The following is a 20412-nucleotide window of genomic DNA, read 5'->3' as shown; positions in this document are numbered from 1 at the left end:
TCTTATCTCGTTTCTAAAGGAAATTTGAAATACCTTACAGCATTATTGTATGAAATATCTTTTACAATCTCACCGAGAATATCCATATCTTCCTCAGGGTATTCGCCGTTATCAACGAGTGAACCAAGATAGTTGCAGAGGATTCTGCGGAAGTAATCATGTCTTGTGTAGGAAGTAAAGCTTCTTGAATCTGTGAGCATTCCTACGAAACCTGACAGGTTACTTGACTCGGCAACAGCCTTTAAGTGCTGTTCCATACCAAGCTTGGTATCGTTGAACCACCATGCGCTTCCCTGCTGGATCTTGGCAACATTGGGCGCCTCGTTGAAGCAGTTTAGCATAGTGTTGATGATCATAAGATCATTGGGGTTGAGACTGTAAAGTATAGTCTTGGGAAGGACATTCTTCTGTGCAAGAGCATCAAGGTAATCGGCAAGCTCGCCCATAGGGTAGTAAGCATCGATCGCATCGTATCCTGTATCGGGACCGATCTTGTTAAACATTACTGTATTGTTATTGCGCTTGCAACCAAAGTGAAGCTGCATTACCCAGTCTCTTTTACCGATCTCTTCACCTTCAAAGAGAAGGAAAGCTGTCTGATACTGAAGCTCTTCTTCTGAAGTAAGCTCTTCACCGCGCATTCTTTTAGCAAAGATCTCTTCAATCTTATCGTCGGAAGCGGGGTGGTACATTACGTATGAAGGCGCATGGTCAGTGACATTGCAGCCCTTTGAAGCAAAGTAATCAAGTCTGATCTTGAGAGCTTCCTTAAGTGACTTGAAGGAATCAATCTTGATACCGCTTACATCGGAAAGTGTCTGCATATAAGTGACGAACTCGGGCTTAGTGATGTTCATAGCCTTGTCGGGACGCCAAGCGGGTAGTACTTTAACATCAAAAGAAGCATCTTCTCTGATCTTGTCGTGCCATTCAAGTGAATCAACCGGGTCGTCTGTAGTACAGATGAGGGTTACATTTGACATCTTAACGAGCTTACGGGCACTCATATCGGGATCCTGAAGCACTTTGTTGCAGATATCATATACTTCCTCAGCTGTCTTCTCATTCAGGATTCCATTATAACCAAAATATTTCTTTAGTTCCAGATGTGCCCAGTGGTAAATGGGGTGTCCGACTGCTTTTCCCATACATTTGGCAAACATGAGGAATTTATCTTTGTCGGATGCATCACCTGTTATGTACTTCTCATCAATGCCGAAAGATCTCATGAGACGCCATTTGTAGTGGTCTCCGCCGAGCCAAACCTGAGTTATGTTCTCAAAGTGACGATCCTCGGCTATCTCTTTGGGACTGATGTGACAGTGGTAATCGAGAATAGGCATGTTTTCTGCATAATCGTGATACAGAGTCTTAGCAGCCTCGCTCTGTAAGAGGAAATCTTTGTCCATAAATTTCTTCATTTAGTAATAACCCTCCGCTTTTAATTATAGTGTTTTTTATAAAATTATGTAAGCCTTTACATTAATTATCAGGAATATTATACAAGTGGTATTTATTTAAAACCATTGCAAAACTTGTTGACGATGTAGGCGCGAAAATATAATATAAAAATGTAAATGCTTACATTTCTGTATGAAGGGGATTTATATGGCTAAAACATTACATATTCATTCTGCCGACAACGTTGTTGTTTGTCTTGAATCTATAGTAAAGGGCGAGGTCGTTCTTGTTGAGGGAGTTGGCGAGATAACAGCTCTTGATAAGATCGAACCCGGTCACAAGATTGCGATAAAAGATATTAATAAAGGCGAAGACGTAATAAAATACGGTTATCCGATAGGACATGCGACCGAGGATATCAAAGCCGGAAGATGGGTTCATACGCATAATCTTGCTACTAATCTGGAGGGAATCCTTGATTATAAATACAGTCCGGAAAAGGCCGATATCGAAGAAAAGCTTTCAAAGATGTCTTCAAAAAGAGCTACCTTCAACGGCTATGTCAGAAAAAACGGCAAAGTAGGCATTAGGAATGAAATCTGGATAATACCTACAGTCGGATGTGTCAATAATATTGCGACCAAGCTCGCCAAGATAGCCGGCAATTATATTAAAGGCAGCATAGACGAAGTAGTCGCTTTTACTCATAATTACGGTTGTTCTCAGACCGGCGACGATCAGGAACACACAAGGATTATATTAAAAGACCTTATTAAGCATCCAAATGCAGGAGGTGTGTTGGTTCTCGGACTTGGCTGCGAGAACAGCAATATAGATGTCCTTAAGCCTTATCTTGGAGAATATGACAGAGAAAGAGTGAGATTCCTTGTCTGCCAGGATTCCGAAGATGAGATGGAAGAAGGACTTGTTTTGTTAAAAGAGCTGATTGATGCGGCTTCGGAGGATGTAAGAGAAACAGTCGATGCTTGCAAGCTTACGATAGGACTTAAATGCGGCGGAAGCGACGGCTTTTCGGGAATTACGGCAAATCCTCTTGTCGGAAGAATATCCGATAGGATAATAGAGCATGGAGGAACTTCGATATTAACCGAAGTTCCCGAGATGTTTGGTGCCGAGACAATACTTATGAACAGATGCAAAGACGAGACAATATTTAACGATACCGTCTCGATGATAAACGGCTTTAAGGATTATTTTACAAAGCAAGGTGAGCCGATCTATGAGAATCCGTCTCCGGGAAATAAGCAGGGCGGAATAACGACTCTTGAAGATAAATCACTTGGATGCACGCAGAAATCAGGCGGGTATCCCGTTATGAATGTCCTTGAATACGGCGAAGTTACGGATAAATCAGGGCTTAATCTGTTGTGCGCTCCGGGAAACGATCTATGTGCCGCAACGGCATTGGCGGCATCGGGCGCTCAGATAGTTCTTTTCACAACCGGAAGAGGAACACCATTTGCTTGTCCCGTACCTACTCTTAAGATAGCAAGCAATAACACACTAGCAGAGAAAAAGAAAAAGTGGATCGATTACAATGCAGGCAAGATCCTAAACGGCTGCTCATTTGATGATCTTACGGATGAGCTTTTTGTTCAGATTCTTCGCGTTGCATCGGGAGAAAAAGTAAAAAGCGAGATAGCAGGTTTCCACGATATGGCGATCTGGAAACGCGGAGTGACATTGTGAATGACCATAAAAAGGGGGCTGATAATTCAGCCCCTATAATAATGCATATTTTTGCTCTTAAACTTCCGCTACCACAAGATCATATCCGTTCAGATGCAGTTCTTTTTCATTGAAACGCACTTCTTTGCTGTTTGAAAGAAGGATCGTCTTGATAGGTGATTCAAGCTTAATATCAATTTCTTTTGCCTGATAATTGGTATAAATAATAATAGTCTTATCACCGGTGCGCTTGTAGCAGATAAGATTATCCATGTCGGTATACATGGGGGTAAATTTGCCATAAACAAACGTATCTGTGTATTCCGGGTCTTTTCTTAAAGCTATCAGTTCTTTGTAGAAATTAAATACAGAATCATCGTCTTTTTTCTGAGCTTCCAGGTTTATCTTCTTATAATTTGGATTAACCAAAAGCCAGGGATTGGCGGTACTAAAGCCTGCATGAGCTTCCGATGACCACTGGAAAGGTGTTCGCGCATTGTCCCTGGAGTGCTTGATAAGTACATTAAGAGCATCTTTTTCCGAAAGACCGGCGTTTATAGCAGTGTTGTAAATATCTGCATTGGCGCAGTCATCAAGCTTGTCTGTGCTGTCTATATCGGAACTTTTTAGGTTTTCCATTCCAATTTCCTGACCTTGATAGATAAAAGGAATTCCGGGGAGAAGGAAATAAATTCCGGCAAGGGCTTTTTTACTGTGCTCCGATAAGTCGGAAGTTTTGATATATCTTGATACACCTCGCGGCTCATCGTGGTTTTCGATGATGTTTGACAGATAGCCTATGCCTTCAATTCTTTTGTGATTTGCAAAAATCGCATCTCTGTATTCGTTTGCGGTTATTTCTTTTTCCTCATATCGAGTTTTGCTTTCTTCATCAAGATGTGTCGTGGAGAAATCAAACATGGATGAAAAATAGCCGTTCTCGCCGATGAAAAGAGGAAGCTCGGAATCCTTCTCGTTAAAGACTTCGCCGACAGAAAAGGCGTCATACTTTCGGAAGGTTTCGCTTGCCATCTCGCCTAAGAATTCACCGATGCCGACAGCTTCCTTAAGCATATTGTCCATCGAGGAAAGCCCATCGTCTCTGTCCGCGGGATAATCGGAAAAAGGGAGCTTTTTCTTGATGTTGATGATGGCATCAATCCTAAAACCGGCAATACCTTTATCGAGCCACCAATTGATCATCTTATAGATTTCCTTGCGAAGAAGGGGATTTTCCCAATTTAAGTCAGGCTGTTTTTTATGAAATACATGGAGGTATATCTTGTCATCGTGGCCGGGGAGCTTATCCCAGCATGAACCGCCGAAGTAGCTTCGCCAATTACAGGGTAAGGGCTGACCTTCTTTATGATCCTCGATATAAAAGAACTTTCCGTAAGGTCCGTCCGGATCTTCACAGGCTTTTTTAAACCACTCATGCTCATCTGAGCAGTGATTTACGACAAGATCCATAACGATGCCGATCCCTAGCTCTTTTCCCTTTGCGATAAGATCATCAAGATCATCCATGGTTCCAAAGCGAGGGTCGATATCGTAGTAGTCCGAGATATCATAGCCCTGATCTGCAAGGGGAGACTTATAGATCGGAGAAAGCCATAGGATATCTATTCCAAGTTCTTTAAAATAATCCAGTTTACTTATAATACCTTTGATATCACCGATTCCGTCACCGTTAGAATCCATGAAGCTCTTGGGATAGATCTGATATGCGATTTTGTTATGCCACCATTTGCGTTCCATAGGATTAACCCCCGTTTTTTATAAAATACAGTTTTATTTTAATTTGAAAGTATCACAGAAAGCTTGACAGGTAAATAGGTTATGCGTATAACTAAAAACAGGAGGGTTATAGTAATGGTTCGTATCAAGGATATTGCGGAGAAGTGCGGAGTCAGCACTGCCTCCGTTTCTTATGTTATACACGGAAGAACGGATAAGGTTTCTTCTGCGGTCAGAGAGAAGATTGAAAAAGAGATAGCTTCAAGCGGATATGTTTCCAATCAATCGGCGATGTCTCTAGTAAGCAGAAGCTCGGGACTTATCGGCGTTGCGGTCGCGAATGGGCAGGATAAGAAGAATATTCTTTCAGACCCTTATTTTGGTGCATTTTTTGCATATCTTGAAAGTGAATTCAGAAAGAATGATAAATATATATTGATCATATTAAACCAGAAATCGGATGAGATTCTAAAGGACGCTATGCGTTGGAATCTCGACGGACTTATCCTTTGTAATCATCACAAGGATGTCATGGTAGATATATCAAGCCAGTATCTAAAGCCCGTTGTCACTATCGATGCCTCTTTTGTCTATGAATACAATAAGCTGGTTCAGATCTTTGTTGATGATTATAACGGCGGTTATATAACCGGAAAGTTTTTGGCAAGCGCAGGACATAGAAATGTCGCTATGATCGACGATACCGATTATGAGGCTGACAGGCACAGATGGAGAGGCTTTCGTAAGGCTTTTGAAGATGCCGGAATACCGATCGATGAAAAATCCCATTTTATAATAGATATCCAAAAAGAGGAGATGACAGAGGGGCTTAACAGGATGTATCCGTTGATGCTCGAGAAAACTGCCATTTTCTGCGTTTCGGATTTCTATGCTCTTCAGGTAATAAATTTCCTTCAGAGTAAAGGTGTGAGAGTTCCCGAGGATATATCGGTTTCGGGATATGATAATATCAATTATTCAACGATCTGTACTCCGAAAATAACAACAGTTAGTCAGGATATCGAGAAGAAGGCAAAGTATGCCGTAGATAGCATGCTTAGAATGATCGAAGGAAAAGAAGTTGAACATAATATAAAGATGCCGGTTGAACTTGTTATAAGAGAATCAACAAGAGCATTGTGAAAAATGTCTAAAAATATCCTCCATAACATGTATAGCTTTTATAGTTATGCGCATAACCATTGACATGGTACATTGACTGAGTTACCTTGAATTTAGATAGTTATTCGCGTAACTAAAGCGAAGTGTTTTGGAGGACAACATGGAAAAGAAGTGGTGGAAAGAGAGTGTTGTATACCAGATCTATCCGAGAAGTTTTTGTGATTCCAACGGAGACGGTATCGGTGATCTAAACGGTATCAGAAGTAAACTTGATTATCTTCAGAACCTTGGTATCAACGTCATCTGGCTAAGCCCTGTCTATAAATCACCTAACGATGATAACGGATACGACATATCCGATTATCGAGATATCATGGACGATTTCGGAACTATGGATGATTTCGACGCGCTCCTTAAGGAAGCGCATGAACATGGTATCAAGATCGTTATGGATCTGGTTGTAAATCATACATCCGATGAGCATAAATGGTTCATAGAGAGCCGCTCATCCAAGAACAATTCCAAGAGAGATTATTACATATGGAGAGAGCCAAGGAACGGCAAAGAACCCAATAACTGGGGAAGCTGTTTCTCGGGAAGTGCATGGCAGTTTGATGAGACAACGGGGATGTATTATCTTCATTGTTTTTCCAAAAAGCAGCCCGATCTTAACTGGGACAATCCCAAGGTAAGAGATGAAGTCTTTGACATGATGACCTGGTGGTGCGATAAGGGGATCGATGGATTTCGAATGGATGTTATTTCCATGATCTCCAAAGTTGAGGGGCTTCCCGACGGAAAGGTTTGGCCCGGAAGTAAATACGGAGATCTTGCCAATACTACTAACGGACCGCATGTACATGATTATCTGAAAGAGATGAATAAAAGAGTTCTTTCAAAATATGACATCATGACTGTCGGAGAATGCGCAGGAGTTACGATAGGCGAAGCCAAGAAGTACGCTTCTGACGATCAGACTGAGCTTAATATGGTATTTCAGTTTGAACATATGGGCCTTGATTATGATGAAAACGGTAAGTGGACAACAAAGAGATTCTATTTACCCGATCTTAAGGAAAACCTTTCCAAATGGGAGTATGAGCTTGAAGGTAAGGCATGGAATTCTCTTTACTGGGATAATCACGATCAGCCGAGAATAGTATCCAGGCTTGGAGATGAAACACCTCAGTCCGCAAAGTGTATCGCTACAATTCTTCATATGATGAAAGGTACACCTTATGTATATCAGGGCGAAGAGCTCGGTATGACCAACTGCAGGTTTGGAAAGATCGAGAACTGCAGAGATATCGAAGTGATAAATGCTTATAAGGACATAGTCGGTTCGGGTAAAAGAACCGAAGACGACTTTATGAAGGCGGTAGAAGCAAAGGGCAGAGATAATGCCAGAACGCCCATGCAGTGGGATTCATCCGAGAACGCCGGTTTTACAACCGGAAAACCTTGGATCATGGTCAATCCCAACTACGAGAAGATCAACGCCAAGGCAGAAATTGGTGATGAAGATTCAGTATATAATTATTATAAGAAACTGATTAATATTAGGCGTAATAGCGATTGGTCAGATATAATAGTATATGGTGAATATGAATTATTAGATCCGAAAGACGAAAATGTATTTGCTTATCTCAGAAAACTGAATAATAAAACATTGTTGGTGATATGCAATGTAAGCAGCAAGGAAACTGAATACAGAATTCCTGTAGATTTTAAAGATGAAGCGGCTTTATTGATCTCTGATAATGAAAATGTAAAGCTTCAAAAAGATATAAAGCTTCCACCTTGGTTTGCCGGAGTTTGGGAAATCAATCTGAACAAATAATTTAGTTTGGTAGAGTCTTGGCTCTATAAATAAATGTATTAAAGGAGAGGAAGATTATGAGAAGAAGGTTATTATCACTTATGGTTGCAGGGCTTATGGCAATAAGCCTCGTGGGATGCGGAGGTGCCGAGAGCGGCGCAACAACCGATTCCACAAGCACAGGATCAGCCGGAGCGGCAAGTGCATCATCAGGAAAATCAATCCGCGTGGTTAACGGAAAGATTGAGGTTGATTCACAGCTCAAGAAGCTCGCTGAGATGTATGAGAAGGAATCAGGCGTCCATGTTGAGATCGAGTCAATGGGTGGCGGTATTGATATTCAGGGGGAGCTGAAAGCTTACTATCAATCTGACAATATGCCTGACGTTTTTGTATGCGGTGGAGAAGCTGATTTTAACAACTGGGATGGTTTGCTTCAGGATATGAGCGATCAGGAATGGGTTAAAGATACCGATGCCGCTTATGTAAGTGCTGACGGAACCGTTGGTTTCCCTTACACAACAGAGGCTGTAGGTCTTGCTTATAATGCAGACATTCTTGAGAAAGCAGGCGTTGATCCTGCTTCGATCACAAGTCCCGCAGCGATGAAGGCTGCTTTTGAGACTCTTGATTCCAAGAAGGATGAGCTTGGGCTTACAGCTGTAATCGGATATTTTGCTGAGCCGGTTAACCTTTATTGGTCAACAGGTAACCATCTCTTCGGAACATATCTTGATTCCGGATTAAAGAGAGAGGATACAACTTACATTGACATGCTTAACGACGGCGGAAAGCTTGATGAGAAGAGATTTGCAGATTTCGCTGATATGGTTGAGCTTTTCAATAAGTATTCGGATCAGGCACTTCTTGTTTCGGGTACTTACGATCAGCAGATCCTCAACTTTGCATCAGGTAAGTATGCATTTGTTACTCAGGGATCTTGGATCGGTGCAACAATGACTACAGATGATAAGGATGCATATGCACAGGCAGGAAACTTCAAGTGCGGAATGGCTCCTTATGCTTTCGAAGACGGTATGGATACAATCCTTACAAATTCACCTTCATGGTGGGCAGTTTATAAGGATGGTAATGTTGCGGAGGCAGAGGCTTTCTTGCAGTGGCTTACAACTGATTCCGCACAGGAAGTTCTCGTTATGGAAGCAGGCTTCATCAGCCCCTTCAAGTCATGCACATTTGTTGCCAACGATCCTTTTGCTCAGACTATTTCTGACTACACAGCTGCAGGAAAGACATCCGCATGGCACTGGCTTAACATGACAGACGGCTATGCACAGAATTACACAGGTCAGGTTTTTGCTGACTTTGCTTCGGGAACAATTGATAAAGACGGATTCATCCAGATCTTTAAGCAGGTAACTGAGCAGGCATATGCTAAGTAATCTTAAACTATAAACTTTGAGGATGGGTTGCCATATGACAGCCCATCCTATGTTCATAAATAAAGGGGGTCTACCTAATGAAAAGCAATAAGTCGGCTCGGCTTGTCACATCGATACTTGTGTTATTGGCAGGACTTTCAAGTATTGTTGTTTCTTTGATCATTGATATATTACGTATTGATTTTAGCTTCAGGGGATCAATGTTGGTCCTGGGTATCATTTTGTTTTTTACAGGGCTATATTTTATTCCGACTCAAAAGCATCATAAAGCAATAATCAACGTTATATTTTTATTCCCGTTATTATTTTGTTTTGCCGTTACCGTTATAATTCCGTTTGGTCTCGGACTTTTTTATTCCACGACCGATTGGAACGGAATCAGAATGACAGGCTTTGTGGGACTTAAGAATTATACGGATATGTTCAATGAACCAAGCTTTCTTTGGTCACTTATCATAACTGTGGTATTTGTAATTATCAATATGATCGCCGTAAATGTTATCGGCCTTGTTTTAGCGGTTTTATGTACGAGTAAGATACGTGCGGTGGGATTTTTCAGAGCTGCATATTTCATTCCCAATCTTATCGGTGGTATTGTACTTGGCTATATTTGGCAATTCATATTTAACAATGTAGTTCTCAAGTGGACATTAGATGCATTCAACTATAACAGTTCAATGCTTTCAAAATATAATACAGGTTTCATGGCTATTGTTCTGGTTTATATCTGGCAGTATGCCGGCTATATAATGATGATCTATATCACGGGACTTACAACCGTTCCGACAGATGTTATAGAAGCTTCGGCTATTGACGGAGCCAATGCGGTCCAGACATTCTTTAGGATCAAGCTTCCGATGATAGCTTCGACTATTACAATATGTACATTCTTAACGCTGCAGTCTGCTTTTAAACAGTTTGATGTAAATATGGCTCTTACAAACGGAACCGGATCTGTGCAGGATTTTATGGGGCAGTATCTTTCAAACGGTACGCAGATGCTTGCACTTAATATTTACAATACTGCGATTACCAAGAACAACTACGCAATGGGTCAGGCCAAGGCTGTTTTGTTCTTCATCATCCTGTCGATAGTTTCGATCATACAGGTGCGAATTTCTAACAAGAGGGAGGTGGAGATGTAATGGTAAAAAAGCTTACACCTTTGGGTATTTTGATAAGACTTATATTCCTAATCATAGCGATATACGTTTTATTCCCGTTTGCGCTTGTTGTCATAAACGTATTCAGAAGCGCCAATGATATAGTGGCAAATCCCGTCAGTGTTTCGGGTATGTCTGTTACTAAACTTCATAACAACCTTGTTTCGGTCATAAACAATTCAAACTTCAGCTTCTGGTCAGCTTTCATGACATCGGCTGTAGTTACGATCTTTTCGCTGGTTCTTTTGGCGCTTTTCGGAGGAATGGCAGCGTGGGTAATCTGTCGCAATAAGACAAAATGGTCGACATTTATCTACATGACTTTTATTGCGTCAATGATCATCCCGTTCCAGGTAGTTATGCTTCCTCTTATCTCTACATTCAGAGATGTCGGAAAGTTCCTTGGTATAAGCATGCTTCAGTCATTTCCGGGAATCATATTTGCATATCTTGGATTTGGCGGTGCCATGACGGTATTTATCCTTACCGGATTTATCAAGACAGTGCCGTTTGAGCTTGAGGAAGCTGCATCCATCGACGGCTGCTCACCGGAGAGGACATATTTTAATATTATTCTTCCTCTTTTGAAGCCGCCTGTTGTGACGGTTACCATTCTTAACGGTATGTGGATATGGAACGATTACCTGCTTCCGTCACTTATGCTTGGTCACAACGGAAAGGTCAAGACGCTTCCGGTGGCGGTTCAGGCTTTTGTTGGTTCTTACGTTAAGCAGTGGGATCTTATCCTGACCGCAGCGCTTCTTGCAATAATACCTATGATCATTCTGTTCTTGTTTGCGCAGAAGCAGATCATGGGCGGACTTGTTGACGGCGCTATCAAATCTTAAAATAAAACAACAAATATAAAGACTGTTAATAAACTTCCCAATAAAGTGGGAACTTATTAACAGCCTCTTTTTTATATTTAATGGACAAAAAATTATCTGCTTTCCAGATATTCAATCTGTCCTTCAAGAACAGAAGGAACCTGGATTCCATCTCGTATAAGCTTATTTTTAAGATTGATAAGCGGCTTTGACAGGTTGGCGTTATGCGATGCCAGGTGATTGATAAGATCTCTGTACTGAGGATTTTCTGCGATCGCATCTCTTATATTCTTTGAGAACGGGCAGAACGTGAACAGTATCTCACGGCTTACCTTGTTAAGCCTCGGCGAACCGGCCGATTCATATTTGATATATGCAAGGTAATCGGCAATAAATACGTTCTTGTAATTATTGCTGAATTTCTTAAGATCGAGCTTGAGCTTTTCCTTAACCTCCGGTGAGAGAGAAGAGTTCTTTTTAAAGAACTGCAGGTAGTCGCAGTACATCGAAGTAAGCGAAGGATCTGTAACATCGTTCCAGTGTACGCCCTGCTCGGTCTTGCACATTTCCCATCTGAACTCACCAAAGAGCTTGATCATACATTCTTCTGTATTTTCCGTATTGAATATGGAAACAAGCATTCTCGCCTTGGTACTTCTCTTTTTACCTTCGATTTCCTGCCACAAAGAAGCTCTGCTTCCGATGTTGGGCATGAGGATCATATAAGGTGTGACATCTTCTGCATAAAAGAGCTGAGTAATACCGACCTCGGGATTGGAGTAAAGTGCCTGTCTGCAGAATACGCCATAGTCGATACTTCTTATATTGTTATAGAATTCATTTATCTTGGATGCGGTGATGTAAGCCATATCCAACGGTCTTAATACATTCTGTGAATCAAATACGGGAACGAATGCGGATATACGACCAAAAGTCATGCGGTTTCCAAGTCCAAAGAGATTATGAATCTCGAAATCAAGTCTGCTGAGCGGATCGTCGGTCATTGCATCAATCTGTGCCTGATTAAGATTTCCTGTTGCCTTCTGTTCGCGAAGATAGGTGGGCCAGTCCTGGTCAAATTCATTTCGTGAAGGCTCAACTTCGAGATTGTAAACTTTCTTAAGCCATTCATATAAAAGAAGCACATTTCCTTCGGGATCGGGCACATAGGCTCTTGCCATGTTGCAGAGTATCCGGGTATTCTTATCACCAGCAAGTTCCTCGTCGACAAAGCCGAACATAAAGAACATCTTAAGCTCCAGAGGAATATCGTTGTCCTCCAGGCTGTGAAGAAATGCTCCCTTATATACATCATAGAATGAAGAAGCGAGCTTTCTTCTAAGGCTCCTTGCTTCATCGGCAGAGTCGTAGCGGTTGTCATCACTCTTGAATTTATGTATTCTTTCCTCAAACTTTGCCGCTATTTCAGGAGCGACGTTTGAATAGCTGATGATCGTGTTGAGCGCATTTACAATGACGATATCGGAAGAGCCGCCTTCGCCTTCGGAAGCAGCCATTGTTTCGAGCTTACCGTTTATCATTTTCATTGTGGTCGCAAAGTCTGTGGTGTTTCTCTTGAGCTGTTTCCTGTATGCGATAAGATATCTGGATGCATCAACAATAAGCCTGCAGCGTTCAAGCGCAAGCATAACGACACCGATACAAATATCAATATTAAGAGGGTAAAAGAACTTTTTGAGATTGACCTCCTGTTCTTTAAGACTCTTAACCATATTGAATTCCCAATCGGAGACCTTATCGGTTCTTTCGGGTGGAATAAGAAGATCTATCTTTTCAAAAGAGATCGGAGTTTCACCTGCTTTTATGCATAAAACAGGGTAGTCTGCGTAATCTGACTTTATCTTTTCGTATTCGGCTAGCGCATCGTCGTAGAGCTTATCGTAAGCGTTAAAATACTGATATACGCTGTCCGAAGCCTGTGATGAAAGTATCGATGCGATCTTTGGATTGGACCTGATCACGACTTCAACGTCTTCATCCGAATTGAAAGGGTAGGAGTATACGGCGCTGTCCTCCAGAGCCTCATAGGTAAACGAATACTCTTTTCCCGGGATCTCGGTAATGCCCAAAAGACCACCGACGGTAAGTACGACTTGTGAATACTGATCGTATACCTTGAATTTACCTTTGACAAGGACTTCTATGGTATTAACGCTGTCATTTCCCGCTTTGTGAAGAATCTGCCCCTTGGCTATCGTTTGAAGACCCATTTTATCCTCCGAAATTTACTGATTTAAATTCCCATAGATTAATGTTATCACGATAATAAAACGGCTGCAATCACATGATTACTGGCTTTAAGCGATATTCGTTTTTGTAACCTTGCTTATTTACTATGTTGTAAATTCTTCCGGCATTAAGAGACTCCTCAAAAAGCCTCATCTGAAGCGGGTTTAGCTTATGCGGAGCATCTTTTAGTCTGTTGAGTACAGGAAGCTTGGTTTTCTTATTTATTTCTGACAAAAGATCTTTTGAGGACGCTTTTTGACCAAGTATTCTGACATAGCCCGTATAAGAATCACCGGCGTATTCATTCATGGCGTCCTTTTTGATATCAAGCAGGATATGTATTAAGATCCGGCTTATCCTTGAATATGTGATGTCTTTTGACTTTATCTTCATGCAAAAGCTTTCAAAATCCTCATATTCATCGAGATTCTTTATGATCTTATTTGAGATATCCGCTGTTACATCAACGTATTCTTCAAAACCTTTATCAGCATTTTGAAGCAGTTTATAGCGCATGATATCGGAGAAATCGTTGCTGCTTACAAAACCTGTTTCTTTGGATAAAAGCAGTTCAAGCGCTTCTTTGGGTATAGAAGCTTTAAGCGTTTTCTTAAGTTCTTTTTTATCAGAAATATCATTAAATATGGTATTTCTGATAGCCATGGCACTCGGAATCTGTGAGAGCGCCTCTGACTTGTAGTCGTCGCCTTCTCTTTTTATCGTAAATGGCTTTATCTTACTTTTAAAAAGCTTAAGAGCACGCACGTATTCGATGGCCAGAATGTTATTGGGAGATGAGATTATTTCTTTTAACTTGGTCTTGGAAAGCTTTATGGGATTCTTTTTTGTAAAAGACTCATCTTCAAGAACGGATAAAAGAGCTTTCTCCCGCGCCGAAGCAAAGCTGCTTCCTTTCTTTAGTTCTTTTGACAGAGCTTCTTTATAGATACGAGGCTCGGCGCTTAATATGCCGGCAACTGTGCTTATCACATCTATATCGCCGCATTCGCTTCCAAAACATAGGTAGTCGACTGCTCCCAATTTATCAAGGATAGAAACTGCGCCTCTTGCAAAGTATTCAGCGCTTCCGGTAGCGTAATAAACAGGAAGCTCAAGAACGAGATCCGCACCGCAGGAAATCGCTGTTTTGGCCCTTGTGAATTTGTCTGTAAGAGCGGGAGCGCCTCGCTGAACGAAGTCGCCACTCATTATAACTATGCATTTATCGGCACCCGTCAGCCTTTTGCACTCGTTTATAAGATGCAAATGCCCATTGTGAAAAGGATTAAATTCGGCTATAATTCCTATTGTATTCATGTGAAAGCGCTTTCAGTGAATATGATAATGATACGATATCTAACTATTATGATATCATAAATAAAAAATGTACGAAAAGAGGTTACGCTAGTTATGAAAATCCTGGTTATCAATTGTGGAAGCTCATCACTTAAGTTTCAGCTTATAGATTCAGCTTCCGAAGATGTTATCTGCAAAGGTCTTTGCGAGAGAATCGGTATTGACGGAAGTCGCATAGTTTATACTCCCGCAGGTAAGGACAAGATCATAAAGGAATCACCTATGCCCGACCACAACAGAGCTATCGAGCTTGTTATCGAAGCTCTTACAAATAAAGAAGACGGTGTTGTTTCACTCGATGAGATCGGCGCTGTCGGACATCGTATAGTTCACGGCGGAGAAAAGTTTACCAAGTCTGTTGTGATAGATGATGAAGTTATCAAGGCCATCGAGGATGTGAGCGATCTTGCACCTCTTCACAATCCCGCCAATCTTATCGGAATCAGAGCATGTCAGAAGGTTATGCCCGGTGTTCCCATGGTTGCGGTATTTGACACGGCTTTCCATCAGACAATGCCTGAGGAGGCTTATATCTATGGTCTTCCTTATTCATATTACGAAAAATACGGAATCAGAAGATACGGCTTCCACGGAACAAGTCATTCTTTCGTAAGTAAGAGAGCGGCTGAGATTCTTGGCAAGAATGCTGCGGATCTTAAGCTTATTGTTTGCCACCTTGGAAACGGTGCTTCACTTTCAGCAGTTGACGGCGGCAAGTGCATCGATACTTCAATGGGACTTACACCTCTTGAGGGGCTTATCATGGGAACCAGAACGGGAGATATCGATCCTTCCGTAGTTGAATTTATTATGAAAAAAGAGAATTCAACCGTTGCCGACGTTATGAATCTTGTTAATAAGAAATCCGGCGTATTCGGACTTTCAAACGATCTTTCTTCTGATTTCAGAGATCTCGAGGATGCATACGTTGCCGGAAATCCCGCAGCTAAGCGTGCTGTAGATGCTTTCGTTTACAGAGTGGTTAAATATATCGGATCTTATACGGCTGCCCTCGGAAGAGTAGATGCTATCTGCTTTACAGCAGGTGTTGGCGAGAACAGCGGCTTTGTTCGTAAGCTCATCTGCGATAAGTTGCAGTTTATCGGAGCTACTCTCAATGAAGAGGCCAATAAGGTTCGCGGTAAGGAAGAGATCATTTCCGGTGCAGACAGCAAGGTAACTCTTATGGTTGTTCCCACAAACGAAGAGCTTGCTATCGCAAGAGATACCTATGCACTTTGCAAATAATACGGAGTTTTTATGAGTTTAAAAAAGAAGAGATATCTTTCGATCTCGCTTATCAGCCTTGTTTTCTTCCTTGCTTGTATTATTCTCGGAAGACTTAAATATTCCACCAATGACGATACGATCATGAATCTTATCGCCGCAGGGGCTTTTGGCGAGAGCTCGCAGTATCTTGTCTATAACAACATTATATTCGGATATGTATTAAAGGTTCTGTATACCGTGATCCCCGGTGTTAACTGGTATTTGTGGTCATATCTTATCTTTAATCTGTTTTCCGTGATCGTTATAAGCGCAGTACTTACGGATGGTTTTTCTCTTCCCGTAACCGCGTTTATAACTTCGGCACTTAATCTTTTATTTGCCTATGATTTTTATACCGAGATACAGTTTACGCAGAATGCGTCTTTTTATGCCATAGCGGGCTGCGTGCTTCTTCTTTCTCTTGTTCTTAAAAGAAAGAGAAGCATTCCCGGTATTGTTATTGCGACACTGCTTATTTCGATGGGTGTTATGGCAAGAGCAGCCGGAGCGGGTATTGTTCTTCCGTTCCTCGGAACAGTGATGCTTTTTATTCCCTGCTTTTTCAAAAAAGAGCTTAAGAATGCACTGATCACATTTGCGGCTCCTATCGCAGCGGTTTTGATATGTCTTTTGGCCAATTACTGGGCTTATTATATGAATCCCGATTGGAAGTATTTCATGGAGTGGAATACTATCATGGTCGAGAAATGCGATCACGGTAACTATAATTTTAATTGGGACAAGGAAGCATATCTTGAAGCCGGGTTCACTGAAACGGATTTTCAGCTGCTTGACCAGTGGGTGTGGAATGATACCGAGTACTTCAACCTCGATAAGTTAAGGACTATGCAGAAGATTGGTCAGGGAACGAGAAAGGATAAGCTAAGACTCGATCCCGAGGTCTTTAAATACACCTTCCAAAAGCTTGTTGAGACACCAAAATACGGTGCGAGCAGTGTTGTTTTTGTTCTATTATTATTGTTCTCTTTACTGTTTCTTAAAAAGAGATACAAGCTGCTTTCGGTTATCCAAACGGCTTGGATATTTGTTTTATATTATGTTCTTACCTGTTCAAAGAGGATAATGTGGCGAGTTGAGAGCGGAGTGTGGCTTTCGGCGATTCTTACTACGGTTACATTTATAATATGTACCGGAGCTTATAAGGATAATGCGCTGTACAGATTATATGAAAAGCGCAGAAAAGGCTTTTCTATTGCAGCTGCGATAGTTGCTGTTCTTTCATGCATCATATTCGTATGCGGACAGTATAGCTTCTTTATTACAGAGAAGAACGGACATGTTGTATATGAGCCCGATCTTACTTATGAGAAGGTTAAGGCCATAACCGAAAGAGACGGCTTTTATATTGTTGATGTCGATACTACGTACGGTGAGCTGTGCGGAGCCAAGAATATTTTTGATATGGACAGAAAGTATCTTGATTATTATGCGAATTTCTGTCAGATAGGCGGTTGGATCCAGCCTTCACCTATCGGGCTTTATCACGCCAATGTCAACGAGATAGACAATCCCATGAAAGCACTTGTGGACAGGGATGATGTCTTTTATATAGGCGGCGGTGAGAGAGCCGGATATGTATATGTTTTCTTAAACGAGAAGTACGGACCGGGCATCAACATGGAAATGGTTGATGAAGTTTGCGGGGCTCCTGTCTGGAGATATTATAGGTAAAAGAGTTTTTGTTTTTGGTATTTTCTTATGAAGGAATTAAATTCATGTAAGGCCGCTATGGCTGAAAGTATAGCGAATAAGTATTTTAGCGTTGCTCATCTGTATAAAGATGAAAAAGCTATGGAAATGCATATTCACGACTGTTATGAGGTTTATTATTCGATATCCGGAGGAAAACAATTCCTTATAGATAATAAGCTTTATGATATTGAGCCGGGAGATATCTTTCTTATAAGTCAGTATGATTCGCATTATCTTACTCAGATAGACAAAGAGCTTCATGAGAGGATCGTTATCATGATCGATCCTGAATTTATGAAGAGCATATCCAGTACGGAAACAGATCTGGATGCTTGTTTTCATAACAGAAGCGAAGGTTTTTCACATAGGATAAGACTTACACAGGAACAGCAAACGAGATTTCTATATTTTATTAATAAGATAGTTACCAGCAACGGTTTCGGTCATGATCTGCTTGAAAGAGCTACCTTTACCGAGCTCTTTGTTATGATAAATCAGATAGTGAGCGCAAGAGACAACAATTTTTCCGAAGAAAAGCTTGCCACTTATAACGAGCAGGTGGATGCGATCCTTTCTTATATCAATAACAATATTAATGAGCCTATCAGTATCGGGGACCTTGCAAAGCAGTTCTATATCAGTGAATCCTATATTTGCAGGATATTTAAATCTGCGACCGGAACAACTATAGGTAAATACATGACGGCCCGTAGGATATCGATCGCAAAGTCGCTTCTGGCCGATGGAAGAGGCGTCAGTGATGTGTGTGAAGAATGCGGATTTTCCGATTACAGCAATTTCCTTAAAGCATTTACCAAATCGGTTGGTATCTCACCTAAGAAATATTCGCAGAACTGCAACAGATAGCGCGAAAAAAACTGTTGACAAATCTATTTCGCATAAGTATACTACTTAGGTATGCTAATGAATAAACGTAAACAATTGCCTTAAAACATAGGCAGTTTCTTATACGGTTACTGGTAAGGAGGTGTTACTCAAATGTCAATCTGCCCTAAGAATAAATCATCAAAAGGCCACAGAGATCAGAGAAGAGCTAATTGGAAAATGACAGCTCCCACTTTGGTTAAGTGCAGTCATTGCGGAGCTCTTATGCAGCCTCACATGGCTTGCAAGAAGTGCGGCTATTATAACAAGAAGAGCATCATTGAAGCTGAGGCTTGATTACTTTTGGTACAACCTCAAATGTGCGTAATTTAAAGGCTTTCCGGCATTGTCGGAAAGCCTTGATTTTTGTATTTTACTCTAGTATATTAGAATAAGTCTATAAATGATGGGAGGTCCCGTATATGTCGGAACTTATTAGAGTTGCGGTCGATGCTATGGGAGGTGATAATGCACCTTTTTCCACAGTCAAAGGAGCCGTAGATGCGCTTTCTGAGGCTGATAACCTTAAGGTTTTTCTTGTAGGTAAGGAAGAGGTCGTTAACAAAGAACTGGCTAAGTACAGCTATGACAAGAACAGACTGGAAGTAATCAATGCGACGGAAGAGATAGAGATGGCTGAGCCCCCTGTAATGGCTATCAGGACCAAGAAGGATTCATCGATCGTTAAAGCGATGTATATGGTCAACCACGGTGAAGCCGATGCGTACGTATCAGCAGGCAGCACAGGAGCCACACTTGTCGGAGGACAGGTTATTGTCGGAAGACTTAAGGGCGTAGACAGAGCACCGCTTGCACCTATTATTCCCACTGAGAAAGGTAATTCGCTCCTTATTGATTGCGGAGCAAATGTAGATGCAAGATCCAATCATCTTGTACAGTTTGCCAAGATGGGAACCGTTTACATGGAGAACATCATGGGCAAGAAGAATCCTACGGTTGCCATCGTTAATATAGGTGCCGAGGAAGAAAAGGGCAATGCCCTTGTAAAAGAGACTTTCCCGCTTCTTAAGAATTGTCCCGATATCAACTTTATCGGCAGTATCGAAGCAAGAGAGATCCCCGCAGGATATGCGGACGTTATCGTATGCGAAGCCTTTACGGGTAACGTTATTATCAAGATGTACGAGGGAGTTGCGAAATCCCTTATGCACGTGCTTAAGAAGAGCCTCATGTCCAATCTTAAGACCAAGATCGGAGCTCTTTTGATCAAAAAAGATCTCAAGAAGGCTCTCGGTAATTACAGTCTCGATCAGTACGGCGGAGCGCCTATGCTGGGACTCAAGGGACTTGTGGTCAAGACTCACGGAAGCAGCGGCCCTGTAGAGATCAAGAATTCAATCTTACAGTGCGTTTCATTCACGGAGCAAAAGATAACAGAAAAAATCAGTGCTAAGCTTTCGCAAGAAAATTGACGCATTGGTCAAATATATGCTATATATTTAATACTGCTGAGCAGTGGAGGTAGGAATTTATGGAATTTGAAAAGTTGAAAGAAGTTATTGCCAATGTACTCAATGTTGATCCTGAGGAGATCAAAATGGAGACAACATTTACAGAGGACCTTGGGGCTGATTCCCTTGATCTTTTCCAGATCATCATGGGACTTGAGGATGAATTTGATGTTCAGATAGATCCTGAGAAGACAGAGAATATCAAGACAGTCGGTGAAGCCGTAGAGCTTTTGAAGGCAGCCATCACTAGTAAATAAGCTGCAAAACAATATACCGGAGTTTAGTGAGGCAGATGTAACTGCCTCA

General features: G+C 41.4%; 16 protein-coding genes. 12 read left to right on the top strand and 4 right to left on the bottom strand.

Annotation, left to right across the window (positions count from 1 at the left end):
* Positions 1 to 2: 2 nt before the first annotated feature.
* On the bottom strand, positions 3 to 1421 hold the full coding sequence (gene uxaC / locus BM377_RS02885; RefSeq protein ID WP_092243425.1) for a glucuronate isomerase: 1419 nt from the start codon (positions 1419 to 1421) through the stop codon (positions 3 to 5).
* Positions 1422 to 1608: 187 nt separating this feature from the next.
* Between uxaC and BM377_RS02880 the strand changes: the two genes are divergently transcribed.
* A complete protein-coding gene (locus BM377_RS02880) occupies positions 1609 to 3111 on the top strand; it encodes a UxaA family hydrolase (protein WP_092243422.1) in 1503 nt (500 codons plus the stop codon).
* A gap of 57 nt (positions 3112 to 3168) precedes the next feature.
* On the opposite strand, the gene BM377_RS02875 is transcribed toward BM377_RS02880, so the two are convergent.
* The gene (locus BM377_RS02875; protein ID WP_092243419.1) at positions 3169 to 4848 is read right to left on the bottom strand and encodes an alpha-glucosidase; all 1680 of its coding nucleotides are present in this window, start codon (positions 4846 to 4848) and stop codon (positions 3169 to 3171) included.
* Between the two features lie 114 nt (positions 4849 to 4962).
* Between BM377_RS02875 and BM377_RS02870 the strand changes: the two genes are divergently transcribed.
* From BM377_RS02870 to BM377_RS02850, 5 genes are all read left to right on the top strand, one after another.
* Positions 4963 to 5970, top strand: a complete 1008-nt coding sequence (locus BM377_RS02870; protein WP_177223776.1) for a LacI family DNA-binding transcriptional regulator — start codon at positions 4963 to 4965, stop codon at positions 5968 to 5970.
* A gap of 139 nt (positions 5971 to 6109) precedes the next feature.
* The gene (locus BM377_RS02865) at positions 6110 to 7789 is read left to right on the top strand and encodes a glycoside hydrolase family 13 protein (RefSeq protein ID WP_092243416.1); all 1680 of its coding nucleotides are present in this window, start codon (positions 6110 to 6112) and stop codon (positions 7787 to 7789) included.
* 56 nt (positions 7790 to 7845) lie between these two features.
* Positions 7846 to 9171: an ABC transporter substrate-binding protein gene (locus tag BM377_RS02860; protein ID WP_092243415.1), complete on the top strand. Its 1326-nt coding sequence runs from the start codon at positions 7846 to 7848 to the stop codon at positions 9169 to 9171.
* Positions 9172 to 9248: 77 nt separating this feature from the next.
* Complete coding sequence (locus tag BM377_RS02855; RefSeq protein WP_092243413.1) at positions 9249 to 10316, top strand: carbohydrate ABC transporter permease; 1068 nt, start codon at positions 9249 to 9251, stop codon at positions 10314 to 10316.
* Positions 10316 to 11182, top strand: coding sequence for a carbohydrate ABC transporter permease (locus tag BM377_RS02850; RefSeq protein WP_092243408.1), 867 nt, complete (start codon positions 10316 to 10318; stop codon positions 11180 to 11182). The genes BM377_RS02855 and BM377_RS02850 overlap by 1 nt, the downstream gene beginning before the upstream one ends.
* Before the next feature lie 92 nt (positions 11183 to 11274).
* Here BM377_RS02850 and BM377_RS02845 read toward each other — a convergent pair whose 3' ends face one another.
* Together BM377_RS02845 and BM377_RS02840 are read right to left on the bottom strand one after the other, a co-directional pair.
* Complete coding sequence (locus tag BM377_RS02845; RefSeq protein ID WP_092243405.1) at positions 11275 to 13392, bottom strand: cyclic nucleotide-binding domain-containing protein; 2118 nt, start codon at positions 13390 to 13392, stop codon at positions 11275 to 11277.
* A gap of 70 nt (positions 13393 to 13462) precedes the next feature.
* A complete protein-coding gene (locus BM377_RS02840; RefSeq protein ID WP_092243402.1) occupies positions 13463 to 14728 on the bottom strand; it encodes a nucleotidyltransferase in 1266 nt (421 codons plus the stop codon).
* A 93-nt stretch (positions 14729 to 14821) separates the two neighbouring features.
* Between BM377_RS02840 and BM377_RS02835 the strand changes: the two genes are divergently transcribed.
* The 6 genes from BM377_RS02835 to acpP all read left to right on the top strand — a co-directional run bounded on the left by BM377_RS02835 (position 14822) and on the right by acpP (position 20363).
* Entirely contained in the window at positions 14822 to 16015 is a 1194-nt protein-coding gene (locus BM377_RS02835; protein ID WP_092243399.1) for an acetate/propionate family kinase, read from the top strand.
* 12 nt (positions 16016 to 16027) lie between these two features.
* A complete protein-coding gene (locus BM377_RS02830) occupies positions 16028 to 17728 on the top strand; it encodes a hypothetical protein (protein WP_092243396.1) in 1701 nt (566 codons plus the stop codon).
* Positions 17729 to 17755: 27 nt separating this feature from the next.
* On the top strand, positions 17756 to 18616 hold the full coding sequence (locus tag BM377_RS02825; RefSeq protein WP_092243393.1) for an AraC family transcriptional regulator: 861 nt from the start codon (positions 17756 to 17758) through the stop codon (positions 18614 to 18616).
* Between the two features lie 132 nt (positions 18617 to 18748).
* On the top strand, positions 18749 to 18931 hold the full coding sequence (rpmF, locus tag BM377_RS02820; protein WP_092243392.1) for a 50S ribosomal protein L32: 183 nt from the start codon (positions 18749 to 18751) through the stop codon (positions 18929 to 18931).
* Between the two features lie 125 nt (positions 18932 to 19056).
* The gene (gene plsX, locus BM377_RS02815) at positions 19057 to 20067 is read left to right on the top strand and encodes a phosphate acyltransferase PlsX (protein ID WP_092243389.1); all 1011 of its coding nucleotides are present in this window, start codon (positions 19057 to 19059) and stop codon (positions 20065 to 20067) included.
* 59 nt (positions 20068 to 20126) lie between these two features.
* On the top strand, positions 20127 to 20363 hold the full coding sequence (gene acpP / locus BM377_RS02810) for an acyl carrier protein (protein ID WP_092243386.1): 237 nt from the start codon (positions 20127 to 20129) through the stop codon (positions 20361 to 20363).
* The last annotated feature ends 49 nt before the right edge of the window (positions 20364 to 20412 follow it).

Source organism: Butyrivibrio sp. INlla21, from assembly GCF_900116875.1.
GTDB lineage: Bacteria > Bacillota > Clostridia > Lachnospirales > Lachnospiraceae > Butyrivibrio.
Note: the sequence above shows the minus strand (reverse complement) of the source record. Positions and strands in the feature narration are given on the sequence as shown.